Consider the following 23,489-nt stretch of genomic DNA (forward strand, 5'->3'; position numbering starts at 1 on the left):
CTGACCGCCTACGACCACTGAATCAGTTAGGACTTACTCGTCTAGGTCCTCCGGCCGGCGGCGAGTTGTGCCCGGCACGCATCCCGGATCTCCTGTTCGAGCTCGTGCCGTGGCCGGCTCCAGTCCGCGCCCCACTCGTCGGCGAGGTGGGCTATCCGGCCAAGGGGAAGGTCGATGACGCCGCGGGCGTGGTCGGAGTCGGCGTCGGACACGATCTCGCGGACCTTGTCCAGAACCCACCGCTCGCCGGCCTGGTGTGCGGTCTGCATCCGGGCGAGCCTGTCGAACGCCACCTGGGCCGTCGCGACAACCGGGTGCGGGACCGGTACGGCGCAGTCGGCGAGAGCGGCGGGCAGAACCTCGTGCACCTCGGCAGCATCGGCTCCGCCGAGGCCTGCCAGGGTCCTGAGGTCCTCCCCGTCGAACCCTCAACGAGCCACCGCGCGGCCCACAGCGGGACCCGTTCGCTGGGAACGAGCTCCAGTGCCACCCAGGCGGCGACCAGCGTCGGGCTGGGAACCTCGTCGTCGTCGAACCGGTGCCAGTCGTCCAGGCGCATCACTCCCCGCCTTCGGTTCTCGACCTCGGCAGCAGGGCGCGGACCGCGTCGATCGTGTCGGCTTCAGGGGGGCTCTTGTCGGGGCGGTAGCGGACCACGCGGGCGAAGCGGAGGGCGACGCCGCCCTCGTAGCGGGGGCTGACCTGCACGCCGTCGAGGGCTATCTCGACGACCAGGTGGGGGCGCAGGTGCACCGCCCAGTCGGTGCGGTGGCTCTCGTAGGCCGGGAACTCCGAGGTCTGCCAGGCGAGCAGCTCGTCGGTGAGGCCCTTGAACGTCTTGCCGACCATGATCGGGGGGCCGCCGTCCGGGTCGCGGGCGCCCAGGTGGAGGTTGGACAGGTAGCCGGTGCGCCGGCCGTGGCCCCATTCGGCGGCCAGCACGACCAGGTCGAGCGTGTGCACCGGTTTGATCTTGCGCCAGGCCTTGCCCCGCCGACCGGCCTGGTAGGTCGACTCAAGCGACTTGACCACCACGCCCTCGTGGCCGGCGTCGAGGGCGTCGGCCAGGACCTGCTCGGCCTCCTCCTCGCTCGGCTCGAGCGCGCCGGGGATCACCAACGCATCCCCGACCGCCCTGTGCAGCGCGGCGTTGCGCTCCCGCAGCGGTGCGTCGACCAGGTCGGCGCCGTCGAGGTGTACGCAGTCGAAGAAGTACGGGTGCAACAGCAGCTCGCGCTCGTTGGTGGCGCCGAAGCGGCTCATCGTCTCCTGGAAGGGGCGGGGCCGGCCGTCGTCGTCGAGAGCGAGCGTCTCGCCGTCCAGCACCACCGTCCGGCACGGCAGGCCGCGCACGAGGTCGACCAGCTCCGGCACCGAGCCGGTGATCTCCCGCAGCGTCCGGGTGAACACGTGCACCTCGTCGCCGTCCTTGTGCACCTGGATCCGGGCGCCGTCCAGCTTGAACTCCACCGAGCACGCCCCCATGCCCAGCGCCTCGGCGAGCGACTCGCCCGGCGAGGCCAGCATCGGCCGGATGGCCCGCCCGACCCGCAGCCCGAACTCGGCGAGTGCCGGCGCGCCCCCGGTCAGGGCGGCCGCCGCGGTGGCGGGCAGCCGGCCGGAGAGCATGAACGCCCGCCGCACCTCCTCCTTGCCCACCTCAGCCGCGGTGGCGACCGCGTCGAGCATGACCCCTTCCAGCGCGCCCTGCCGCAGCTCGCCGGTGAGCAGGCGGACGAGGAAGGTCTGCTCGGCCTCCGTGGCCGCCCCGAACAGCTCGCCGAGCAGGGCGCCGCGCCGCGCCGCCGACCCCTTGCCGCTGGTCCGGGCGACCTCGCCGAGCGTCTCGTCCACGGCGGCGACGGTGAGCCCCGGCTCGGTCGCCGGAGGGACGCGCAGGTCGACCAGCGTGCGCCAGCCGGCGCCGATCCGACCCTGCCTCGGCGTGCCGATGAGGAACGAGACGACCGTGCCGACCTGGTCGCCGGCGCGGCGGAGCAGCCCGGCCAGGGCGTCCACCTTGGCCAGCCGGGAGCGGGTCGAGGAGACCTCGGCCGAGGTGGTCACGACGTCGGAGAGCAGCACCCGACAATCATGCACTCGGACCCCGACAGTCTGCGTTGTCCCTGGTCAGGGCCTTCTCGATCGTGTGATTGCGGCGTGGTCGAAGGCTGGCGAGTATCGGAATCATGACTGGGAACCCCCACACGTCGGTCCGCTCCCGGACCGTCGCCGCCGAGCTGCGCCGGCTGCGCGAGGAACGCGGCCTGAGCTGCGTCGAGGTGGGTCGGACCCTCGGGGTGTCGGCCAGCAAGATCAGCCGCATCGAGACCGGCCACAGCGGGCTGCAGGCCGACGACGTGGCCACCCTGCTCGGCTACTACCAGGTTCCCTCGGTGCGCCGCCAGGAGCTGCTGGACCTGCTCCGCCGCGGCGACCAGAAGGGGTGGTGGCAGCGCCAGGCGGGGCTTCCCAAGCTCTGGCGGATGCTGATCGACTACGAGAACCGCGCGGCGCGGATCCAGCACTACGCCTCGCTGCTGGTACCCGGTCTGCTGCAGACCGGCGAGTACTGCGAGGCCGTGCTGCACGGCACCGACGAGAGCCTGTCCGCAGCCGAGCTGGACAACCTGGTGGCCTCCCGGATGGGACGCCAGACCGTGCTCACCCGCTCGACGGCACCGCAGTACCTCGCGGTCGTCCACGAGGCCGCCCTGCGCATGCCGGTCGGCGGACCCGGTCTGATGCTGCGGCAGGTGCGGCACCTGCTGACCATCGCCGAACGCCCCAACATCGTGCTGCGGGCGGTCCCGTTCAGCGCGGGAGCGAACGCCGGCCTGCGCGGTTCGTTCATGGTCTTGGAGCTGGCCGACGAGCCCGACGTGGTGCACGTGGAGGGCCAGGTCACCGCGACGTTCCTGGAGGACGAGTCGGACGTCTCCCGATACCGGCTCGCGCTGCGCAACATCCTCAACGTCGCGCTCAGCCCGGCCGCCACCGCCGCACTGCTCGAGGCGATCGTCGCCGAGCTGAGCTAGCGAAGAACGCAGGAGCACAGGCATGCCAGCAACGGAGCCGCGGTGGCGCAGGAGCAGCCGCAGCAGCGACAGCAACATCTGCGTCGAGGTGGCGAAGGTCGGCCACCTCGCCCTCCTCCGCGACTCCAAGCACCCCGGCCCGGTGCTCACCGTCCCCGCCGACGCCCTCACCGCGCTGCTCACCACCAGCCGGAGTTGACCTTCCCCATGGGGCAGGCTCCACCGTGGAGTGCGTCCCAGTACGAGGGAGGTGGCGATGGCACCGCTGACGATCGGGGCGTTCGCCAGGGCGTCCCGGCTCTCCCCCAAGGCGCTGCGGCTCTACGACGAGCTCGGCCTGCTCCGGCCGGCGAGGGTCGACCCCGTCACCGGGTACCGGCTCTACGAGGTCGAGCAGCTCGAGCGGGCCAGGCTGGTCGCCTGGCTGCGTCGGCTGGGCATGCCGCTCGCGCTGATCAGGAGAGTCTGCGAGCTGCCGGGTCGGGAGGCCGCCGACGCGGTCGCCGGCTACTGGCGCGGGGTCGAGTCGGACACCGCGGCACGGCGGGAGCTCGCCGCCGTGCTCGTCGCGCACCTGTCCGAGGAGGAGTTCGCCATGCCAGAACAGCCGCTCACGATCACCTACGCCGCACGGACCGACCGCGGGCTGGTCCGCCCCGCCCAGCAGGACCGCGCCTACGCCGGGAGCCGGCTGCTGGCCGTCGCCGACGGCTACGGCCGCAAGGGGGACGCGGCCAGCGCCGTGGCCATCGACGCGCTGCGGGAGCTGGACGCCGCCGTGCCCGCCGGTGACCTGCTCAACGTCATGGCCGAGGCCGATCGCCAGGCCGGCGCGGCGGTTCGGGACCTGCTCGCCGACGACGCCGAGCGCGACAGCGGCACCACGCTGACCGCGCTGCTCTGGTCCGGCTCCCGGCTCGGCCTGGTGCACGTCGGGGACTCCCGGGCCTACCTGCTGCGCGAGGGCACCCTGTTCCGGATCACCAACGACCACACCGTGGCCCAGTCCCTGGTCGAGGAGGGGCGGCTCACCGAGGACGAGGTCGCCGCCCACCCGCAGCGCTCGATCCTGCTGCGGGCGCTCACCGGCGCGGGGGAGCCGGACGTCGACCTGCACGACGTCCGGGCCGGCGACCGGTACCTGCTGTGCTCCGACGGGCTGCACACGGTGCTGGAGCAGGACACCCTCCGCGAGGTGCTGGCCACCGTCGACACCCCGCACGAGGCGGTCGAGCGCCTGGTGGAGCTGGCGAACCGGGCCGGCGGACCGGACAACATCAGCTGCGTGGTCGCCGACATCACCGCGGCGGCGTAGCCGCGATCTCGGCCACCGCCGCCCGCAGCCGGTCCGGCGTGGTCGCCGCGTAGCCGAGCACGAGGCCCGGATACGGGGGGTCGTCGGCGTAGGCCGACAGGGCCACCGCGTTGATCCCCCGCTCGGCCAGCCGCCCGGTGAGCAGCGCGTCGTCCATGCCGTCGGGGAGCCGCAGGACCACGTGCAGGCCCGCCGCGACGCCCACCGCCCGCCAGGCCGGGAGATGCTCGGCCAGCGCGGTCAGCAGCGCGTCGCGGCGGGCCCGGTATATCGCCCTGGTCCGGCGCAGGTGGCGGTCGTAGCCGCCGGAGGCGAGCAGGCGCGCGAACGCGGCCTGGGGCAGCGGTGAGCAGCCGAGATCGGTGAGCCGCTTGTGCCGCACCGCCGCCGTGCGCAGGGCCGGCGGCAGCACCAGCCAGCCCAGGCGCAGCGCCGGCGCCAGCGTCTTGCTGACGCTGCCGACGTAGGCGACGCGCGTCGGGTCCATTGCCTGCATCGCCCGCAGCGCCGGCCGGTCGTAGCGGTGCTCGGCGTCGTAGTCGTCCTCGACGACCACGCCGTCGTACTCGCGGGCCCAGGCCAGCAGGGCGTGCCGGCGCGCCGGGTGCAGGGCGACCCCGAGCGGGAACTGGTGCGCGGCGGTGACGACGACCGCGCGGCAGTCACCGAGCCCGTCGACGACGACCCCGTGCTCGTCCACCGGCACCGGGACCGGCGTCGCCCCGGCCGCCGCCACCAGCGGGAACTGGTCGGGGTGACCGGGCACCTCGAGCCCGATCCGCCCGCCGAGCAACGCCGCGAGCAACGACAGCCCCTCCGCGGCGCCGTGGGTGACCACGACGTCCTCGGCGGTGGCGGTGACCGCGCGGACCCGGCCGAGGTAGCCGGCCAGCTCAGCCCGCAGCTCGGCCAGGCCGGCGGGGTCGGGGTAGCCCAGGGAGTCGTCGGGCAGCTCGGCCAGGGCCGAGCGGGTCGCGGCCAGCCACTCGCCGCGCGGGAACGCGCTCAGCGCCGGCAGGCCAGGCCGCAGGTCGAACCGCCAGCGCGGCGGCGCCGGGGCCGGTTCCGGGCGCGGGGCGGCCCGCTCGAGACCGGTCGCGACCCGCGTGCCCGACCCGCGCCGGCTGGTCAGGTACCCCTCGGCGACGAGCTGGGTGTAGGCGGCGGTCACCGTGCCGCGCGCGACCCCCAGCTGGCTGGCCAGGTCGCGGCTGGAGGGCAGGCGCACACCGGGCGCCAGCTGCCCCTCCCGGATGGCCGTGCGCAGGGCCGACTCCACCCGACGCCCCCGCGGTCCGGCCGTCGGGAGCAGCAGCTCACGCAAAGTGGACCAGTTGGTTGTCATCGAAGTGGAGCTTACGTCTGGGCCACCGTGATCGAGAGGCTGACGGGGTGACCACCCCTCCCACCTCGCCCCGGACCGCGGCCGGCCTCGCCGCCGCCGCGACCATCCTCGTCGGAGCGTCGGTCCCGGTCACCGGGCTGCTCGACGGCTACCCGGTGCTCTCCGCCCAGGCGCTCCGCTACGGCATCGGCGCGGTGCTGCTGCTCGGCTGGCTGCGCGGACGGGTCCGGCTGCCGTCCCCGCGCGACCTCGCCGGGCTCCTCCTGATGGTCGGTGCCGGCTCGCTCGGGTTCAACGCCGCGGTCCTGGTCGCCCAGCGGTACGCGACGCCGGGCTTCGTCGCGGCCATGCTCGGGGCGAGCCCGCTGGTACTCGCGGTCGCGGCGCCCCTGCTGGCCGGACGGCGACCCGCGGTGGTCGCCCTGCTGGGCGCCGCCCTGGTCGGGCTCGGGGTGGTCGTGCTGTCCGGCGGCGGGTCCTGGCACGGGCCGGGGCTGCTGCTGGCCGTGCTCGTGGTGGCCTGCGAGGTCCTGTTCACTCTGGGCGGTGTGGGTGTCGTGCGCAGGCTCGGCGCGGTGACCGCCTCGTTCTGGGCGTGCGCGGGGTCGGCGGTCGGCGGCGCGCTGCTGTCGACGCTGTGGCTGGGAACCGACGCCTGGCCGGCGCCGACCGGGACCGAGGTGCTGACGATCGTCGTGCTCGGCACGCTGGTCACCGCCGTCGCGTTCGGCTGCTGGTACACCGGCGTCGCGGTGCTCGGGGCCGACCGCGCGGGGGTGCTGATCGGACTGATGCCGGTGGCCGGGCTGGTCGCCGCGGTCCTGCTCGGGCGTCAGGAGCCGACCGCGGTGGCGGCCGGCGGCGCGCTGGTCGTCGCCGCCGGCTGCGTACTCGGGCTCAGCCGCCGCGCGCCATCCGCAGCACGTCCAGCGCCTCGTCCAGCTGCTGTTCGGTGAGCTTGCCCGACTCGACGTGGCCGCGCTCCAGCACGACCTCGCGGATCGTCCGGCGCTCGGCCAGCGACTGCTTGGCGATCGACGCGGCCTCCTCGTAGCCGAGGTAGCGGTTGAGCGGCGTGACGATCGAGGGGGAGGACTCGGCGTACTCCCGCATCCGGTCCACCTGGGCCTCGACACCCTCGAAGACCTTGTCCGCCAACAGCCTGGACACCGCGGCCAGCAGCCGGGCCGACTCGAGGACGTTGCGCGCGATGACCGGCAGCATCACGTTGAGCTGGAAGTTGCCCTGGCTGCCGGCGAAGGCCACCGCGGCGTCGTTGCCGATCACCTGGGCGACGACCATCATCGTCGCCTCGGGGATCACCGGGTTCACCTTGCCGGGCATGATCGAGCTGCCCGGCTGAAGGTCCGGCAGCGCGAGCTCGCCGAGCCCTGTCCGCGGCCCCGAGCCCAACCAGCGCACGTCGTTGGCCACCTTGTACAGCGACACGGCGAGGGTGCGGAGCTGACCGGAGACCTCGACGACGCCGTCCTGGGCGGCCTGGGCCTCGAAGTGGTCGCGGGCCTCGGTGAGCGGCAGGTCGGTCAGCGACGCCAGCTCCTGGGCCACCGCAGCGCCGAAGCCCTCGGGGGCGTTGAGCCCGCTGCCCACCGCGGTCCCGCCGATGGGGAGCTCGCCGAGCCGGGGCAGCGTGTCCCGGAGCCGTTCGATGCCGTAGCGCACCTGGGCCGCCCACGCCCCCGCCTCCTGCCCGAGCGTCACCGGCACCGCGTCCATGAGGTGGGTGCGCCCGGACTTCACGACCTCGGCCCATTCGCCGGCACGCCGCTCGATTGTGGCGGCGAGGTGGTCCAGCGCCGGTAGCACGTCGCGCACGACGGCCTCGGTGGCGGCGATGTGGATCGTGGTGGGGAAGGTGTCGTTGGACGACTGCGAGGCGTTGACGTGGTCGTTGGGGTGCACCTCCCGGCCGAGCGCGCGGCTCGCGAGCGTGGCGATGACCTCGTTGGCGTTCATGTTCGACGAGGTACCGGAGCCGGTCTGGAAGACGTCGATCGGGAAGTGCGCGTCGTGCCGCCCGTCGGCGACCTCCTCGGCCGCGGCGGCGATGGCCCCGGCGAGGTCCTCGTCCAGCACGCCGAGGCGCTGGTTGACCCGAGCCGCCGCCGCCTTGAGCAGGCCGAGCGCGCGGATCTGGGCACGCTCCAGGCCGCGACCGGAGATGGGGAAGTTCTCGACGGCGCGTTGGGTCTGGGCCCGCCAGAGCGCCTCGGCCGGAACCCTGACCTCGCCCATCGTGTCGTGCTCAATCCTGAACTGATTCTCGGTCACGTATTCAGTCTGGCCTGCCACGGCGAGCGCCGCGCGGGTAGCTTGTGGTGGTGCTGGCCACTCTCCGCGATGGGTAGGTGTGCATGAGTTCCGCCGAGACACCGTCCGAGGTAGACCTACTGATCGTCGGCGCGGGGCCGACAGGGCTCTTCGCCGCCTACTACGCCGGGTTCCGCGAGCTCCGCACCGCGGTCGTCGACTCCCTGCCCGAGCCGGGCGGGCAGGTCACCGCCATGTACCCGGAGAAGCAGATCTTCGACGTGGCCGGGTTCCCGTCGGTGCTCGGCCGCGATCTGGTCGCAGCGCTCGTCGAGCAGGCCGACCAGTTCAAGCCGACGTACCTGCTCGGTCGGGCGGCCCGCACCCTGTCCGAAGTGGACGGTAAGTACGAGGTCGACATCGGCGGGGCGGTCGTGCGGACCGGCGCCGTGCTGATCACCGCCGGCATGGGCGAGTTCACCCCGCGCCCGCTGCCGGCCGGCGACGGCTGGCTGGGGCGCGGCGTCGTCCACTTCGTACCGGAGCTGGAACCGTTGCGGGACCAGGACATCGTCATCGTCGGCGGTGGCGACTCGGCTTTCGACTGGGCGCTGTCGCTGCACCCGATCGCCCGCAGCGTCACGCTCGTCCACCGCCGCAACAAGTTCCGCGCGTTCGCCGCGACGGTCCGCCAGGTGCGCGAGCTCGGCGTACCGATCATCACCGACGCCGAGGTGGTCGCCCTGCGCGGAGACTCCGCCGGCGCACTGGCCGAGGTCGAACTGGAGGTGAAGTCGGACCCGGCGCCGGTCGTGCTGCCCGCGCAGACCGTGGTGGCCGCGCTCGGCTTCACCGCCGACCTCGGGCCGATCGAGTCGTGGGGCCTGGAGATCGTCCGCCGCGCGGTCAGCGTCGACACCACGATGAAGACCGCCCGCGACCGCATCTACGCCGCCGGCGACATCGCCGCCTACCCCGGCAAGGTCAAGCTGATCGCCACCGGCTTCGGCGAGGCCGCCACCGCGGTGAACAACATCGCGGTCGACCTCAACCCGGAGGCGCACCTGTTCCCCGGCCACTCCAGCGACGTCGCCTGAGCCGCCCGGGGGGTGTCCCTATGTGGTTGTCAAGCCGCTGTGGGGAGTGGAGTGGGTTCGGGGTGGCGGTAGTGGGTGCCGTTGCGGAGCATGGCGTAGAGCCCTCGGCTCGTTTGCGGTCGTAGTAGGCCCTGCTGGTGGGGGTCGTGCAGGGCTGCGAACGCGGCCAGGAAGAACGCTCGTTTTCAGCTTCCGGTTGCCGGTTCGGGCTGGATGTTCGCCCTTGATGCTGGTGCCGGAGCTGCGGGTGACCGGGGCGATGCCGGCGTAGGCGGCGAGGTGGGCGGAGCTGGCGAAGTTGGAGGCGTCGCCGATCCCGAGGAGGATGCGGGCTGCGGTCCTGACGTCGATGCCGGGCATCGAGGTCAGGACCCCGGCAAGAGGGCCGTCATGCAGCCGTTTGCCGTCCGGGTCGAGACCGACCGCATGATGGGCGTCCTTGCCGACATCCAGGCCCAGGAAACCCCGAAACCGCTGCTCATCCACGATGCCATTCGCTCGTCCCACGTGGTCACCAGGTTGGGAATCGATGGCCGGCACCCACGTTACGACGAGGCCTACCTTGCGGTGGCCGTGTCCCTATCAGCGGTCCCTCGGATGCCACCAGACCCGGTGACACCACCCCTGGATCATGGGTTCGACTGGGGGCGTTGGTCATGCCGAGCCTGGCGACCACAGCTCCATGATCAGGAACTACGAAGAAGGTAACGGGGGTAGCGCGGGTGCCGGTACGCGGCACGGCGGACAGGAGGTCGCGGTAGCGGCGGCACGCGGATCGTGCCTACGGGCCAGCGCGACCGGCAGCGCACCGCCTCGGGGCGTTGGCAGGCGTCCCCACGTGGCGACGAGAGCGACGGTTCAGCCGCGGGTGGCGCTGTGTTCCCGCAGGGCGGCCTCGAGGCGCAGGCCTACGCCGATCACGGTGAGCGAGATGACGACGGGGGGCATCCATTCCTTGCTGCTGGGCGCAATCATGTCCAGGATCAGGACAAGGAGTGCGACGGCGAGGGCGCCGTTGCCGAACGCCCTCGCCGACGTCGTGCTGCGTTCAGTCATGTTCGTCAGGGTGCCACAACGGTGTTAGCTGGGCGGGTTGTTGTAGAAAACCGGCGTGGATTTCTTGAGAGTATCGCCGGCGTCGCCGCTGTAGCTGAGGCTCATCACGCCGACCGAGATGGAAACGCCCCAGCTGGAAGCGTCACCGTCCTGGTTGTGCTCGAAGTGATAGCCGGCCACCATTTTGTTGTCGCAGCCGTACCCGATGCGCCGGAAATGCAGGAGATGGGTACCGTGGTCCGACTTGAGGACGAATCCCTGCGTCCGATCACGAATCTGCCACACGCTTTCGTTGACGGTTGCCGTGTGTCGGTACGTCTGGTCGTAGTAGTTGTTCTGGTAGTCGTAGGCCGACAGCGTGTCGCCGTCGTTCTGCCAGCAGTTCTTGTCCACGTCGTCGGTGGCGAGGCCCGAGGCGTCGTCGGGGTTGGAACCGTTGACGTAGTCGTCCCGGAAGTTCCAGTTCCCCATGGCCGTCCACCACTCGCCGTACTGGTCCTGCGTGTGGTACCAGGCCCCCGTCACGGCGAAGGCGTTGATGGGAACGTCCCGGTACGCGGCCTGCACCTGGTGCGCCGTGGCGTTCCGCAGGCCCACCGCGGGTGCGTTGAACCGCAGGCTGTCCCCGCCGGCCTCGGTGATGGCGCGTTCCAGCGCCACGAAATCCCCCGGACGTTCTCCCCATGATTTCGCGGCTGCCGCCGCGGCGCGCTCCTTGGCGGTCACTGGTTCGGGTGCTGGCTCGGCCGACGCGGTGCCCGCGGTCGAGATGGCGGTCAGGCTGAAAAGTGCCATTCCGACCGCGAGGTGGGCGATGCGTCGCGTGCGCGACCTTGTCAGTGATCTCATCAGAAAAATACTCCCCAGTATTTGACATCAGAATATCTGCCACCCGGCCCCCACCGGGATGTCCCCCACAGTATTCTTGATCATTCCTGGGCCCAGATGGTGTGGGACCGGATGAAATCACAATACCACGGATGGGCTATGGCAAAACCTGCACTGTCTCGCCCGGCTGAAGCGAGGTGAAGAAGGCCCGCGCCGCCGCCATCGAGAGGCGTACGCAGCCGTGCGAGTCGGTGGCGAGGTCGCCCTGGTGGAAGGCGATGCCACCGGGGGCGAAGAACACCGAGTACGGCATGGGTGTGCCGTAGATGCTGCTGGTGTTCTCCTCGTCCTTCCACGAGACCGGGTAGGTCCCGGTCGGGGTCGGGTTGGCCCGGCCGCCGTGGGAGATGGGAACCGGGCCGTACTCGACGCGTCCGCCCCGCAGCAGCCAGGCCTGCCTGCTCGAGAGGCTCACACACGCGCGGACGTTCGCCGCGCACGGTGGGGGCGGTGGGGGCGGCGGCGTCGTGGTCGACGGGGCCGTTGAGCTGGCGGGGGAAGAGCTGGCGGGGGACGAGGCCACCGGGGCGGACGCCTGCCGGGGCGAGCCGCCGGGCGCGGCCTCCGCCGAACAGGACGCCAGGCAGGCCACCGCCGCCGTGACCACCAGGAACCGAGCCAGGACCATGAGCACCTCCGCTTGTCACCATTAGCCCACGCGGAGGAGGCCAGGGAGGTTGCAGCGGATCGAGGGCGCGCCCTGACTACGGAACCACCTGCACGGTGTCGCCCACCTGGAGAGCCTCGTAATAGGTCTGCGCGGCGGCGTTCGACAGGTGGATGCAGCCGTGCGACAGGTCGGTCAGGCTGCCCTCGTGGAAGGCGATACCGCCGTTGAAGAACACCGAGTACGGCATCGGCGCGTTGTCGAACTCGCTGCTCAGGTGGTCGATGTCCTTCCACCCCACGGAGAACGTGCCGGGCGGGGTCTCCCACCCCGGGCGGCCGTGGGTGATCGGCACCGGTCCGTAGTCCACCCCGCCGTCGGACAGCAGCCAGGACTGGTTCGCCGACAGGTCGATGCAGGCGTCCGTGCCGCCGTCGCAGGGGACGCCCGGGGGTGGCGGCGGCACCGTCTTGGTGATCGTCACCTCGGCCTCGGCGACCGTCGGCAGCGGGGGGAAGGTGGTCACCGGGGTCGTCGGGGTCGTCGTCGGGGTCGTTGTCGACGGGGGAGCGGTCGGGGCGGGGGCGGGCGAGACCGGCGGTGGTGCCGGCGCCGCCGCGACCACCTGGCCCGCGGACGACGGCGCACCCGCCGAGGCCGCCGAGGCTGAGGCGGACAGGAGGGTGGCACCGGCCGTCAGGGTCACGAGCACCGTGCTGGTCCGCATACAGGTAAAGACGCCTCGAGGACCGTCCACGTTGCTCGTCCGGGCGAGACCGTTACCCGAACGTCAGGGCAGCGGCGGGATCGGGTCGTCCTCGATGGCTCGCTCGATGCGGTCGAAGTCGACCGTCGAGTACTCGCGCAGCTTGGTCAGCCGGTGGAAGCCGTCGATCATGCGCACGGTGCCGGACTTCGACCGCATCACGATCGACTGGGTCGTGCAGCCGCCGCTGCGGTAGTGCACCCCGCGCAGGAGGTCGCCGTCGGTGATGCCGGTCGCGCAGAAGAACGCGTTGTCGCCGCTGACCAGGTCGTCGGTGAACAGCACCCGGTCCAGGTCGTGACCGGCGCCGACCGCCTTCTCCCGCTCCTCGTCGTCCTTGGGCCAGAGCCTGGCCTGCATCGCACCGCCCATGCACTTGAGCGCGCAGGCCGCGATGATGCCCTCCGGCGTTCCGCCGATCCCGAACAGCAGGTCCACGCCGGTGTTCGGCCGCGCCGCGGAGATCGCGCCGGCGACGTCGCCGTCGGAGATGAAGTGGATCCGGGCGCCGGCGTCGCGCACGGCGCGGATGTGGTCGGTGTGCCGCTCCCGGTCGAGGATGCACACGGTCACGTCGGAGACGTCGGTCTGCTTGGCGCGGGCCACCCGGCGGATGTTCTCGGCGATCGGCGCGGTCAGGTCGACGACGTCGGCGGCCTCCGGGCCGACGGCGAGCTTCTCCATGTAGAACACCGCCGACGGGTCGAACATCGCGCCCCGCTCGGTGGCCGCGAGCACGGCGATCGCGTTGGGCATCCCCTTCGCCATCAGCGTCGTCCCGTCGATCGGGTCGACCGCCACGTCGCACTCGGGGCCGTCCCCGTTGCCGACCTCCTCGCCGTTGTAGAGCATCGGGGCCTGGTCCTTCTCGCCCTCCCCGATCACCACGACGCCGCGCATCGAGACGGTGCCGATCAGCTTGCGCATGGCGTCGACGGCGGCGCCGTCCCCACCGTTCTTGTCGCCCCGACCGACCCAGCGGCCGGCCGCCATCGCCGCCGCCTCGGTCACCCGGACCAGTTCGAGGGCGAGATTGCGGTCCGGCGCCTCGCGCCGGCGCGTGGTCGTCGGCTGGTCGGACTGGGTCATACCGCCTCCCGGTGTCTCCCCGCGTCTCCCCCAGCAAGGTCCCCTCGATCCTCCCAGACGGTGGGACACGGGGACGAGTGAGCATGATCTCCACCACCTGCGAGGATGGGCGCGTGGTGGACCGAGAGGTGGACCCGGGTGGGCAGCCCCAGCGCCCGGGCCGGGCCGGGTTGCGGATGCGTGACATGGTCGGTGCCGTCGCCGTGCTGCTGGCGATCGTCGGCCTGATCGTGACGGTGACCCGCGGCTGCTCGTTCGATCCCGGCGGTCCCGACGTGTCCCCGGACACCGCGCCCTCGGTGGACGTCTCGGCGAAGCTGGACGACGCGGTTCGGACGGTGGGCTTCCCGCTCCGGCGGCCCGCGCTGCCCGGCGGCTGGCGGGCCAACTCGTCCTCCACCGCCCCGGTCGGAACCGGTGCCAGGGCCGACGTCGTGATCCGGGTGGGCTGGCTGACCCCGGCCGGGCGCTACGTCCAGCTCGGCCAGTCGGGCGGAGACCTCGCCGAGGTGGTGGCCGCCGAGACCGGTGAGGCCGCGGCCGACACCGGGTCCGTGGAGGTCGGCGGGGCCGAGTGGCGGACCTACCCCTCCCGGCGGGACGAGGTGGCCTGGGCGACGACCGTGGCCGGAGCGGTCACGGTGATCACCGGCTCGGGTGACGAGGACGAGTTCCGGGTGCTGGCCACCGCCGTCCTCGAGGCGGAGCCGCTGCCGAGGCCCTGATCCCGCACGTTTTCAGCTGGCCCGCCAGCACCCCTGGACGTGGTCGTCGACCATGCCGGTGGCCTGCATCAGCGCGTAGGCGGTGGTGGGGCCGACGAAGGCGAACCCGCGCCGCTTGAGCTCCTTGGCCATCGCGGTGGACTCACGGGTGCTGGCCGGCACCTCCGCCGGCGTCGCCGGGCGCGGGCGAGTGGCCGGGTCCGGCGCGAACGACCAGAGCAGCTCGTCCAGCGGCCGGTCGAGCTCAGCGATGGCCCTGGCGTTGGTGACCGCGGCATTGATCTTCGCGCGGTTGCGGACGATCGAGGTGTCGGCCATCAGCCGGGCGACGTCGTCGTCGTCGAACTGGGCGACCAGCTCCGGGGCGAAGCCGGCGAAGGCGCGGCGGAAGCCCTCGCGCTTGCGCAGGATCGTGAGCCAGGACAGCCCGGACTGGAAGGCTTCCAGCGTCAGCCGTTCGTACAGCTCCCGCTCCCCGTGCAGCGGGACGCCCCACTCCTCGTCGTGGTAGGCGACGTAGATGTCCGCCGAGTTGCCCCAACCGCATCGCGGGCGGCCGTCCGGGCCGAGCGGGGCCGTCATGCCCGGTCCGGCCCGACCGCTGGCTCCGCGGCCTCCGCGGTGGGCTCGGCCGGCGGCTCGAGGACGCGCTCCCGGTCCTCGACGCCCTCGGTCTCCGCCAGCCGCCGCCGCAGCTCGGCCACCTCGGACCGCAGGTCGGCGAGCTCGCCCTCCACCCGGCGCAGCACCCAGTCGACCTCGGACATCTTGTAGCCGCGGAGCACCAGCTGGAAGCGGACGTCCCGCACGTCCTCGGGGGTGATGTCCGAGGCGGGCAGCCGGGTCGGCGACGCCCCCGGCGGCAGCGCCGGCAGCTCCTCACCTCGGCCGAACACGACCGAGGCGAGCAGGAACACCACGGCTGCCACGAGGATCATGACGACCAGGTAGATCAGTGCGGTGGTCACGAGAGGGATCGTCGCACACCCGTGGCGGCGGACCCTCAGCGCACGAGGAGCTCGCGCATGGGCGGCCGGTCGGTGACGTGCACGCCGGCGGTGTCCGGCAGCCACTCCCCGGCCACCTGCACGAACTGGGTGAGCTCGCCGGGCGTGTCACCGGGCAGCAGGCCGCACCGGCCCAGCGCCGTGCTCAGGATCTGGCGGGCCATCAGCCCGAGCGCGGCCAGCGGCTGGTTGCGGTGGCGGCGCACGCCGAGGTTGACCTGGGCGATGCCGGGCAGCCCGACCAGGCGGTGCGCGTCGAGCAGCAGCCCGATCTCCACGCCGTAGCCCGAGGCGAACGGCACCGCCTCGAGCAGCTCACGGGTGCCCGCGTACTCGCCGGACAGCGGCTGGATGATCCCGGAGAGCTCGGGACGCAGCGCCGAAAGCAGAGGTCGGGCCATCAGCTCGGTCACCCGCCCGCCACCGGAGCCGACCGAGGCATCCTCAGTAGACAGCGGGCGGCGGTAGAAGCCCTTCACCAGCTGGACTTCGGGTTGCAGGAGCAGCGGTCCGAGCAGAGTCGGCACGAACGCGGGGTCCGGGTCCACGAGGTCGGAGTCGACGAACGCGAGCAGGTCGCCACTGGTCGCGGCGAGCGAGCGCCACAGCACCTCACCCTTGCCCGGCAGGGGTTCCAGCTCGGTCAGAACGTCGGTGCGGAGCACCACCCGCGCGCCGGCGGCGAGGGCGACCTCGACCGTGCGGTCGGTCGACCCCGAGTCGATCACCACCAGCTCGTCCACGAGCGTACCGACCAGGGGGCGGATCGAGGCGATGACGTCGCCTACCGTCGCCTCCTCGTTCAGCGCCGGCAGTACGACGCTCACGGTGCGAGAACCCTTGGCGGCCACCAGGTCCGCGACCGTCCACTCGACACTCTGCCAGGTCCGCGAGGCGAACCAGTCCCGCGCGGCCGCGTCCATCAGGCCAGCGCCCGCAGGCAGCGGGCAGGCGGACGCGTGCCCGCGATGCTCGCGACCATCTCGACAACCTGCCTGGTCCGGCGCACCTCGTGCGCACGGAAGACCCGGGCGCCGGCCAGTGCCGCTACCGAGGTCGCCGCCAGTGTTCCGTCCACCCGGTCCTCCAGTCCCACGCCCAGGGTCTCCCCGATGAAGTCCTTGTTGGACAACGCCATGAGCACCGGCCAGCCGGTGCCCACGAGCTCGTCGACCCGACGCAGCAGCGCGAGGCCGTGCCAGGTGTTCTTGCCGAAGTCGTGGGTGGGGTCGATGAGCACCCGGTCGGCCGGAACGCCGAGCGACACGACGTGCTCGGCTCGCGCGACCAGCTCGGCCACCACCTCGGCGACCACGTCCAGGTACCGCACCCGGTGGGGGTCGGTCCGCGGAGCGACGCCACCGGTGTGCGAGCAGACCATGCCGACGCCGAACTCGGCGGCCACCTCGGCCAGCCGGGGGTCCGCACCCGCCCACGTGTCGTTGACCAGGTCGGCGCCGGCCGCGCATACGGCCCGAGCGACCTCGTGCCGCCAGGTGTCCACGCTGATGACCAGGTCGGGATGCCGCTCACGGACCTGTTCGACCACCGGCACGACCCGGCGCAGCTCCTCGTCGACGTCCACCCGCTCGCCGTGCGCGCCGGCCCGCACACCGCCGATGTCGACGATGTCGGCGCCCTCGGCGACCAGGCGGTCGACCGCCGCCAGCGCGGCCCGCTCGTCGAAGGTGGTGCCGCGGTCGTAGAAGGAGTCCCTGGTGCGGTTGACGATCCCCATCACCAGGGCACGGTCGGTAGCCACCGCCCGATCACCAAAACCAAGTGTCCGCACGACGCCGATGGTGCCACGCCCTCAGCCCGGAAACGCCGCGCGATACACCCCGGTCACAAAAGGTGACACCCGCGAAACGCGCCTAGTGCACTTCGATCCAGGCCTGGTAGGCCTCTTCCACTACGCGGATGGCGTCGTCGACGTCGTCGGTCACGTGCAGGAGAGCCATGTCCTTCTCGCCGATCTTGCCTTCCTTGTAGACGGTGTCGTGCACCCAGTCGTACAGACCGCCCCAGTAGGACCGTCCGAACAGGACCACCGGGAACTTGGTGACCTTCTTGGTCTGCACCAGGGTGAGCGCCTCGAACAGCTCGTCCAGGGTGCCGAAGCCGCCGGGCAGACAGATGAACGCCTGGGCGTACTTCACGAACATCGTCTTGCGGGTGAAGAAGTAGCGGAAGTTCACGCCGAGGTCGACCCACGGGTTGAGGCCCTGCTCGAACGGCAGTTCGATGCCCAGGCCGATCGACAGGCCGCCGGCCTCGGAGCAGCCCCGGTTGACCGCCTCCATCACCCCCGGCCCGCCGCCGGTCATCGCGGCGTACCCGGCGTCGGCCAGGGCCGCGCCGATCCGCATCCCCAGCTGGTACTCCGGGTGGTCGCGGCCGGTGCGGGCGGAGCCGAACACGGTCACCGCGCGCGGCACCTCGGCGAGCGCGCCGAACCCCTCGACGAACTCGGCCTGGATGCGCAGCACCCGCCACGGGTCGGTGTGCACCCAGTCGGCAGGGCCGCGGGAGTCCAGCAGTCGCTGGTCGGTGGTGGTGTCCTCTTCCCTGCGCGAGCGGCGCAGCACCACCGGGCCGCGCTGCTTCTCCCGCGGGTGCTCCTCGTCGTCGGGGCGGTCGGCGGATTGCTCGATAGTCACCCGCGCGAGTGTAGGTCCATCTACCGTGACCGGAATGGCGGAAGACCGGATTGACGAGCTCCAGAGCTCCCTGCGGGCGCTGCGCCGGCAGCTCGACCAGCTCGACCGACGTCAGCAGGCCAGTGCCTCGGGCCTGCGGCAGGCGGTGCTCGCCGCCACCGTCGCCGGGGCCATGCTGGTCCTGACCGCGACCACGTGGCGCACCGCCCCGGGCGACGGCGCTTCCGTCGGCGACCTGGGCAGTCTGTGGGGCATGACCTCCGACGGCTGGCAACCCGTCGCGGCGCTGGTGCTGGTCGTGGCGACCGCGCTCGGCAGCCTCGCGGTCTTCCTCGGTGAGGCCGGACGGGTGGGGCACGTCGTGCTGGTCGTGCTGGCGCTGCTCACGGCGCTCGCCATCCTGCTCGTGGGCGGCGTCGAGCCGGACGGCTGGTACGAGTCGGAGGACTACGAGTCGGCCGCCGGCCGCTGGCTGACGCTGCTGGCCGCGCTGGGGCTCGCCGCACTGCACGGCGGCCGCGCCAGCGAGCTCAGGCGTTAGCGCGCCAGGAATCGGGTCAGCACCTCGGCACAGCGGTGGATCTGGGCGATCGGCACGTGTTCCTCCTGGGTGTGGGCCAGGGTGGGATCGCCGGGGCCGAAGTTGACCGCCGGCAGGCCGAGCGCGGCGAAGCGGGCGACGTCCGTCCAGCCGAGCTTGGCCACCGGCTCGCCACCCGCCGCGGCCACCAGCTCCGCCGCGGCCGGTGCGGACAGACCGGGCAGGGCACCGGCGGCGTGGTCGGTGACGGTCAGCACGAGGCCGGTCCGCGCGAACACCTCCCGCAGGTGGGCCTCCGCCTCGCGGACCGAGCGGTCGGGGGCGAACCGGAAGTTCACCGTCAGCACCGCCTCGTCCGGTACGACGTTGCCGCTCACGCCGCCGGACACCCGCACCGCCTGCAACCCTTCCCGGTAGCGGCAGCCGTCGATGTCCACCTCCCGCGGCCGGTACTCCTCGAGCAGGGCCAGCGCGGGGCCGAGCGCGTGGATGGCGTTGACGCCCATCCAGGCCCGTGCGGTGTGCGCCCGGCGGCCGGTGGCGCGCAGCTCGATCCGCATCGTGCCCTGGCAGCCGGCCTCGACAACCGCGTTCGACGGCTCGCACACGATCGCCAGGTCGCCGGTCAGCCACTCCGGCAGCTCCCGCTCTATCCGCCCGAGGCCGTTGCGGGACGCCTCGACCTCCTCGCAGTCGTAGAACACGAAGGTGAGGTCGTGCCGGGGCGCGGTGACGGTGGCGGCGAGGTGCAGCATCACCGCGTCGCCACCCTTCATGTCGACGCTGCCCAGCCCGTGCAGGTGCTCGGCGGTGCGTCGGGACGGCAGGTTGGCGTTGACCGGCACCGTGTCCAGGTGACCGGCCAGCACCACCCGGGAGGGCCGGCGCAGCGAGGTGCGGGCCAGCACGGTGTTGCCCGAGCGGACGACCTCGAGGTGGTCCAGCGCGTCGAGCGCGACCTCGACGGCCGCGGCCAGCTCGCCCTCCTCGCCGGACACGCTGGGCATGTCGACCAGCCGGGCGGTCAGGTCGACGGGGTCGGCGGTCAGGTCCAGCGCGGCGATCACGGAGGAAACGGTACCGGCCGTGCAACCCGGCAGGCGGGACCCCGCGTGACTACTGCGTGACCAACGCCCAGGAGGTTTCATGAATGATCGTGACCAGGGGTTCACCGACTACTTCGCAAGCCGGTCGAGCGCCTTTCGGGGGACCGCCTACCTGCTATGCGGCGACTGGCACCGGGCGGAGGACCTGGTCCAGAACACGTTCGTGAAGCTCTACCGCGCGTGGAACCGCGTCTCCGGGCGCGAGGCCCTGGATGCCTACACCCGCCGGATCCTCGTCCGCACCTTCCTCGACGAGAACAGGCGCGGCTTCTTCCACCGGGAACGACCGGCCGGCGACCAGCAGCTGGGGGATCGCTCGGAACCGCCACGGGTGGTCGAGGACCGCCTGGTGCTGCTGCACGCGCTGCGCACGGTCCCACCGCGCCAGCGCGCGGCGCTGGTCCTGCGCTACTGGGAGGACATGTCCGTCGAGGACACCGCCGCGGCCATGAGCACCACGGCCGGCACCGTCAAGAGCCAGACCGCCCGCGGCCTCGACGCGCTGCGCGCCCTGGTTCCCACAGCAACATTCTGATCGGAGAAACATGAACGAGAACGACTTCAGGAACGCCCTGCACGGGGTGATGGACGCCACCCCGGCACCGCCACCGATGAGCGACGGGCCGGTGCTGGACGCGGCGAAGCGGGACGGCCGGCGGCGCCGGGCGCTGTGGGCCGGCGCGGGCAGCGCCGCCTCGGTCACCGCGCTGGTGGTCGGCGCCGTGCTGATCGGCTCGCCGGGTTCGGATGGCGGGGGCGGTGGGCTGCAGGTGGGCGCGGGACAGAACCCGTCGTCGGACGTGATCAGCGCGACCCCCGAGAGCGACCTCCCCAGGGGCACGGCCGGGCAGTCGGACGCGCCTCCCGCCGACGAGTCGAAGCCCGAGTGGCCGGACGGGCAGACCGACCGCACGGCGAGCTCCGGGCCGCGCTTCGACAAGGGCGCCACCCTGCTCGAGTCGGTGATCGGCGCCGCACCGGACGGCTACACCACGCCCGACCTGCCCGCGCCCGAAGGCTGGCACGGCGAGTTGAAGTACCACCAGGCCCAGTTCGCCGACTGGGGGCAGGGGGATGTCGAGATCTGGGAGTACATGGCCAGCACCCCGCTCGTGCAGGGCGACCGGGTCGGACAGCTGATGATCCAGGTCACCACGCCGGGGAACACGGTCACCGGGGACGGGTGTGACCTGTCCGAGACCCTCTGGGGGATGCAGGGCACCTGCACCGAGGTGGCGGTCGACGGCAAGCGGGTGGGCGTCTGGAGCGGCGGCGACCAGTTCGACCAGTGGGCCGGCTACCGCCACGAGGACGGCACGGTGGTGATGGTGGCCCAGAACCTCGACTACGAGGTGACCGGGAAGCCCGCGCTGACCGCGCTGCCGATCGGCGCCGAGCGGCTGGCCGAACTGGCCACCGAGGACCAGTTCCACCTCGACTAACCTCTCCCGGGTGAGCAGCGCCGAGGAGAAGATCGCCCACGAGAACGCCGGAGCCCAGGGGGTCGGTCTCGCGACCATCGCCGACGACGGCACCGTCCTGGACACGTGGTTCCCGCACCCCAAGCTCGACGACGGCCGCGTGCCGGGTACCCGGCGCCTGTCCGAGCAGGAGGCCGTCGACGAGCTGGGGAACGGGGTCTCGGCGCTGCTCGGCCCGGACGAGGACCGGGCCGTGGAGGTGGTGGCGGTGCGCTGCGGGATCATCTCGCTCGCCGATCCGCCCGCCGACGCCTACGACGCCTACCTGCGGCTGCACCTGCTGTCGACCCGGCTGGTGCGGCCGCACGGGCTCAACCTCGACGGGCTGTTCGGCGTGCTGGCCAACGTCGTGTGGACCAACTACGGCCCGTGCCGCGTGGAGGGCTTCGCGGCTACCCGGCTGCGGCTGCGGGCCCGGGGGCCGGTGACCGTGTACGGCGTGGACAAGTTCCCGCGGATGGTCGACTACGTGGTGCCGGCCGGGGTGCGGATCGCCGACGCGGACCGGGTGCGGCTCGGGGCCCACCTGTCGACCGGCACGACGGTCATGCACGAGGGTTTCGTGAACTTCAACGCCGGCACGCTCGGCGCATCGATGGTCGAGGGGCGGATCTCCGCCGGCGTGGTCGTCGGCGACGGGTCGGACGTCGGCGGCGGCGCCTCGATCATGGGCACGCTCTCCGGCGGCGGCAAGGAGACGATCTCGATCGGCAGCGGCTGCCTGATCGGGGCGAACGCGGGGGTGGGGATCTCACTCGGCGACGGCTGCGTCGTCGAGGCCGGGCTCTACGTCACGACGGGCACCAAGGTGACCCTGCCGGACGGCCGGCTGGTCAAGGCCCGCGAGCTGTCCGGCCAGCCGGGGCTGCTGTTCCGCCGGAACTCGACCACCGGGGCGGTCGAGGTCGTGGCCAGAACCGGCGCCGGCGTCCAGCTCAACGCCGCCCTGCACGCGAACTGAGGGCTCAGGCCAGGCGTCGGGAGACCTGGGCCACGCGCTCGTCGGTGGCGGTCAGCGCGACGCGGACGTGGCGTTCGCCCGCCGGGCCGTAGAAGGTGCCGGGGGCGACCAGCACGCCCCGGGTGGCCAGCCAGGAGACGGTCTCCCAGGCCGGCTCGTCGCGGGTGGCCCACAGGTAGAGGCCTGCCTCCGAGTGGTCGATCCGGAACCCCGCGCCCTCCAGCGCCTCGCGCAGCACCGCTCGCCGGGCGGCGAACCGGGACCGCTGCTCGGCGACATGGGTGTCGTCGGACAGCGCCGCGGTCATCGCCGCCTGGACGGGGCGGGGAACCATCATGCCGGCGTGCTTGCGGGTCGCGAGCAGGCGCGCGACGAGCTCGGGGTCGCCGGTGACGAACCCGGCGCGGTAGCCGGCCAGGCTCGAGGACTTCGACAGCGAGTGCACGGCCAGCAGGCCGGTGAGGTCCCCGTCACAGACCGAGGGGTGCAGCACCGACAGCGGCTCGGGCTCCGTCCCGTATCCCAGCGTCAGGTAGCACTCGTCGGAGGCGAGGACCGAGCCGCGCTCCCTGGTCCAGGCCACCACCTTGCGCAGGTGCTCGACGGGCAGGACTCGGCCGGTGGGGTTGCCCGGGGAGTTCACCCAGACCAGGCCGGGCCGTGCTGGCCCGAGCGCGAGCAGACCGTCCGCGCGCACCACCGACGCCCCGGCGAGCTTCGCCCCGACCTCGTAGGTGGGGTAGGACAGCTCGGGGATGACGACCGTGTCCGCCGAGCCCAGCCCGAGCAGCGTCGGCAGCCAGGCGACCAGCTCCTTGGAGCCGATCGTCGGCAACACGTCCTCGGCGGGGACGGTGACCCCGTGCCGCCGCTCCAGCGCGGCGGCGGCCGCAGCCCGCAGCTCCGGCGTGCCGTGCGTGGTGGGGTAGCCGGGGGCCGCGGCGGCGGTCGTCAGGGCCTCCTGGACCACCGGCGGCACCGGGTCGACGGGCGTGCCCACCGACAGGTCGACCACGCCGTCCGGATGACCGGCGGCCAGGGACTTGGCCTCCGCGAGCGAGTCCCAGGGGAAGGTGGGGAGCGCGGGGGTCACTCGTCGTGCTGCACCGGCGGCAGGTCCTTGATCCACTGCGGGTCGGCGGCCACCTTGCCGACCTTCGCCGCCCCGCCCGGCGAGCCGAGCTCGTCGAAGAAGTCGACGTTGGCCTTGGTGTAGTCCTTCCACTGGTCGGGCACGTCGTCCTCGTAGTAGATGGCCTCGACCGGGCAGACCGGCTCGCAGGCGCCGCAGTCCACGCACTCGTCGGGGTGGATGTAGAGCATCCGGTCCCCTTCGTAGATGCAGTCGACCGGGCACTCTTCGATGCACGCTTTGTCGAGCAAATCGATGCAGGGCTCGGCGATCACATAGGTCACTGCGTTCTCCTGCTTCTTCCTGTGAGGTTTCGCCTGCAAGCGGAGGCTACCGGCTGTCGCTAGTATCCCCCTCGGCTGCCGAGCACCACCATCGTGGTGCCGTCCAGTGTGATCGACAAC

General features: G+C 72.3%; 27 protein-coding genes and 1 pseudogene. 10 read left to right on the forward strand and 18 right to left on the reverse strand.

The features are described 5' to 3' along the window. Positions 1 to 41: 41 nt before the first annotated feature. Together BU204_RS38420 and BU204_RS20610 are read right to left on the reverse strand one after the other, a co-directional pair. Entirely contained in the window at positions 42 to 368 is a 327-nt protein-coding gene (locus tag BU204_RS38420; RefSeq protein WP_083661473.1) for a hypothetical protein, read from the reverse strand. A gap of 190 nt (positions 369 to 558) precedes the next feature. Next, on the reverse strand, positions 559 to 2,085 hold the full coding sequence (locus BU204_RS20610) for an ATP-dependent DNA ligase (protein ID WP_075127352.1): 1,527 nt from the start codon (positions 2,083 to 2,085) through the stop codon (positions 559 to 561). A gap of 104 nt (positions 2,086 to 2,189) precedes the next feature. On the opposite strand from BU204_RS20610, the gene BU204_RS20615 reads away from it, so the two are divergent. From BU204_RS20615 to BU204_RS20625, 3 genes are read left to right on the forward strand one after another with little or no spacing between them, the layout of a single operon-like run. Then, positions 2,190 to 3,038 carry a helix-turn-helix domain-containing protein gene (locus BU204_RS20615; protein ID WP_075127353.1) on the forward strand — a complete coding sequence of 283 codons (849 nt, stop codon included), beginning with the start codon at positions 2,190 to 2,192 and terminating at the stop codon, positions 3,036 to 3,038. Positions 3,039 to 3,060: 22 nt separating this feature from the next. Beyond that, entirely contained in the window at positions 3,061 to 3,237 is a 177-nt protein-coding gene (locus BU204_RS20620; protein WP_075127354.1) for a DUF397 domain-containing protein, read from the forward strand. 57 nt (positions 3,238 to 3,294) lie between these two features. After that, entirely contained in the window at positions 3,295 to 4,353 is a 1,059-nt protein-coding gene (locus BU204_RS20625; protein ID WP_075127355.1) for a MerR family transcriptional regulator, read from the forward strand. Here the strand turns inward: BU204_RS20625 and pdxR are convergent. Beyond that, positions 4,337 to 5,698, reverse strand: a complete 1,362-nt coding sequence (gene pdxR / locus BU204_RS20630) for a MocR-like pyridoxine biosynthesis transcription factor PdxR (protein ID WP_075127356.1) — start codon at positions 5,696 to 5,698, stop codon at positions 4,337 to 4,339. The genes BU204_RS20625 and pdxR overlap by 17 nt on opposite strands. 47 nt (positions 5,699 to 5,745) lie before the next feature. Between pdxR and BU204_RS20635 the strand changes: the two genes are divergently transcribed. Continuing rightward, on the forward strand, positions 5,746 to 6,654 hold the full coding sequence (locus BU204_RS20635; protein ID WP_075127357.1) for a DMT family transporter: 909 nt from the start codon (positions 5,746 to 5,748) through the stop codon (positions 6,652 to 6,654). On the opposite strand, the gene BU204_RS20640 is transcribed toward BU204_RS20635, so the two are convergent. Continuing rightward, complete coding sequence (locus BU204_RS20640; RefSeq protein WP_408608028.1) at positions 6,596 to 7,954, reverse strand: class II fumarate hydratase; 1,359 nt, start codon at positions 7,952 to 7,954, stop codon at positions 6,596 to 6,598. The genes BU204_RS20635 and BU204_RS20640 overlap by 59 nt on opposite strands. A 119-nt stretch (positions 7,955 to 8,073) precedes the next feature. Between BU204_RS20640 and BU204_RS20645 the strand changes: the two genes are divergently transcribed. Beyond that, positions 8,074 to 9,066 carry an NAD(P)/FAD-dependent oxidoreductase gene (locus tag BU204_RS20645; protein ID WP_075127359.1) on the forward strand — a complete coding sequence of 331 codons (993 nt, stop codon included), beginning with the start codon at positions 8,074 to 8,076 and terminating at the stop codon, positions 9,064 to 9,066. A gap of 29 nt (positions 9,067 to 9,095) precedes the next feature. Here BU204_RS20645 and BU204_RS20650 read toward each other — a convergent pair. The 6 genes and pseudogenes from BU204_RS20650 to glpX all read right to left on the reverse strand — a co-directional run. Further along, a pseudogene (locus BU204_RS20650) lies at positions 9,096 to 9,468 on the reverse strand (transposase); the annotation flags it as partial. 456 nt (positions 9,469 to 9,924) lie between these two features. Then, complete coding sequence (locus BU204_RS20655) at positions 9,925 to 10,122, reverse strand: hypothetical protein (protein ID WP_075127360.1); 198 nt, start codon at positions 10,120 to 10,122, stop codon at positions 9,925 to 9,927. Positions 10,123 to 10,146: 24 nt separating this feature from the next. Beyond that, entirely contained in the window at positions 10,147 to 10,971 is an 825-nt protein-coding gene (locus tag BU204_RS20660; protein WP_143229620.1) for a hypothetical protein, read from the reverse strand. 136 nt (positions 10,972 to 11,107) lie between these two features. Next, positions 11,108 to 11,638: a L,D-transpeptidase gene (locus BU204_RS20665; RefSeq protein ID WP_143229621.1), complete on the reverse strand. Its 531-nt coding sequence runs from the start codon at positions 11,636 to 11,638 to the stop codon at positions 11,108 to 11,110. 76 nt (positions 11,639 to 11,714) lie between these two features. Then, entirely contained in the window at positions 11,715 to 12,344 is a 630-nt protein-coding gene (locus BU204_RS20670; protein ID WP_075127362.1) for a L,D-transpeptidase, read from the reverse strand. Between the two features lie 63 nt (positions 12,345 to 12,407). After that, on the reverse strand, positions 12,408 to 13,472 hold the full coding sequence (gene glpX / locus BU204_RS20675; RefSeq protein ID WP_075127363.1) for a class II fructose-bisphosphatase: 1,065 nt from the start codon (positions 13,470 to 13,472) through the stop codon (positions 12,408 to 12,410). 83 nt (positions 13,473 to 13,555) lie between these two features. Here glpX and BU204_RS20680 point away from each other — a divergent pair, with 83 nt between their 5' ends. Continuing rightward, a complete protein-coding gene (locus BU204_RS20680; RefSeq protein WP_075127364.1) occupies positions 13,556 to 14,197 on the forward strand; it encodes a DUF4245 domain-containing protein in 642 nt (213 codons plus the stop codon). A gap of 12 nt (positions 14,198 to 14,209) precedes the next feature. Here BU204_RS20680 and BU204_RS20685 read toward each other — a convergent pair whose 3' ends face one another. The 5 genes from BU204_RS20685 to BU204_RS20705 all read right to left on the reverse strand — a co-directional run bounded on the left by BU204_RS20685 (position 14,210) and on the right by BU204_RS20705 (position 17,858). Next, positions 14,210 to 14,779 carry a DNA-3-methyladenine glycosylase I gene (locus tag BU204_RS20685; RefSeq protein ID WP_075127365.1) on the reverse strand — a complete coding sequence of 190 codons (570 nt, stop codon included), beginning with the start codon at positions 14,777 to 14,779 and terminating at the stop codon, positions 14,210 to 14,212. Then, on the reverse strand, positions 14,776 to 15,165 hold the full coding sequence (locus BU204_RS20690; RefSeq protein WP_083661474.1) for a DivIVA domain-containing protein: 390 nt from the start codon (positions 15,163 to 15,165) through the stop codon (positions 14,776 to 14,778). Before BU204_RS20690 ends, BU204_RS20685 begins: the two co-directional genes overlap by 4 nt. 35 nt (positions 15,166 to 15,200) lie before the next feature. Continuing rightward, positions 15,201 to 16,127 (reverse strand): glucosyl-3-phosphoglycerate synthase, encoded by a 927-nt coding sequence (locus BU204_RS20695; protein WP_075127366.1) that lies wholly within the window; start codon positions 16,125 to 16,127, stop codon positions 15,201 to 15,203. Beyond that, a complete protein-coding gene (folP, locus tag BU204_RS20700; protein ID WP_198942938.1) occupies positions 16,127 to 16,942 on the reverse strand; it encodes a dihydropteroate synthase in 816 nt (271 codons plus the stop codon). The genes BU204_RS20695 and folP overlap by 1 nt, the downstream gene beginning before the upstream one ends. 136 nt (positions 16,943 to 17,078) lie before the next feature. Further along, positions 17,079 to 17,858, reverse strand: a complete 780-nt coding sequence (locus tag BU204_RS20705) for an LOG family protein (protein WP_143229623.1) — start codon at positions 17,856 to 17,858, stop codon at positions 17,079 to 17,081. Between the two features lie 40 nt (positions 17,859 to 17,898). On the opposite strand from BU204_RS20705, the gene BU204_RS20710 reads away from it, so the two are divergent. Continuing rightward, positions 17,899 to 18,405 (forward strand): hypothetical protein, encoded by a 507-nt coding sequence (locus BU204_RS20710; protein WP_075127369.1) that lies wholly within the window; start codon positions 17,899 to 17,901, stop codon positions 18,403 to 18,405. On the opposite strand, the gene dapE is transcribed toward BU204_RS20710, so the two are convergent. Further along, the gene (gene dapE / locus BU204_RS20715; RefSeq protein ID WP_075127386.1) at positions 18,402 to 19,469 is read right to left on the reverse strand and encodes a succinyl-diaminopimelate desuccinylase; all 1,068 of its coding nucleotides are present in this window, start codon (positions 19,467 to 19,469) and stop codon (positions 18,402 to 18,404) included. The two genes, BU204_RS20710 and dapE, sit on opposite strands and share 4 nt — an antisense overlap. A gap of 82 nt (positions 19,470 to 19,551) precedes the next feature. Between dapE and BU204_RS20720 the strand changes: the two genes are divergently transcribed. The 3 genes from BU204_RS20720 to dapD are packed head-to-tail and all read left to right on the forward strand — an operon-like array spanning position 19,552 to position 21,953. After that, positions 19,552 to 20,046 carry a SigE family RNA polymerase sigma factor gene (locus tag BU204_RS20720; protein WP_075127370.1) on the forward strand — a complete coding sequence of 165 codons (495 nt, stop codon included), beginning with the start codon at positions 19,552 to 19,554 and terminating at the stop codon, positions 20,044 to 20,046. Between the two features lie 10 nt (positions 20,047 to 20,056). Then, positions 20,057 to 20,953, forward strand: a complete 897-nt coding sequence (locus BU204_RS20725; protein WP_075127371.1) for a hypothetical protein — start codon at positions 20,057 to 20,059, stop codon at positions 20,951 to 20,953. A 10-nt stretch (positions 20,954 to 20,963) separates the two neighbouring features. Continuing rightward, a complete protein-coding gene (gene dapD, locus BU204_RS20730) occupies positions 20,964 to 21,953 on the forward strand; it encodes a 2,3,4,5-tetrahydropyridine-2,6-dicarboxylate N-succinyltransferase (RefSeq protein ID WP_075127372.1) in 990 nt (329 codons plus the stop codon). 4 nt (positions 21,954 to 21,957) lie between these two features. Here dapD and dapC read toward each other — a convergent pair whose 3' ends face one another. After that, positions 21,958 to 23,046: a succinyldiaminopimelate transaminase gene (dapC, locus tag BU204_RS20735; protein ID WP_075127373.1), complete on the reverse strand. Its 1,089-nt coding sequence runs from the start codon at positions 23,044 to 23,046 to the stop codon at positions 21,958 to 21,960. Then, positions 23,043 to 23,369 (reverse strand): ferredoxin, encoded by a 327-nt coding sequence (fdxA, locus tag BU204_RS20740; protein ID WP_075127374.1) that lies wholly within the window; start codon positions 23,367 to 23,369, stop codon positions 23,043 to 23,045. The genes dapC and fdxA overlap by 4 nt, the downstream gene beginning before the upstream one ends. Positions 23,370 to 23,489 lie beyond the last annotated feature (120 nt).

The organism is Actinophytocola xanthii (genome assembly GCF_001921205.1).
Classification (GTDB): domain Bacteria; phylum Actinomycetota; class Actinomycetes; order Mycobacteriales; family Pseudonocardiaceae; genus Actinophytocola; species Actinophytocola xanthii.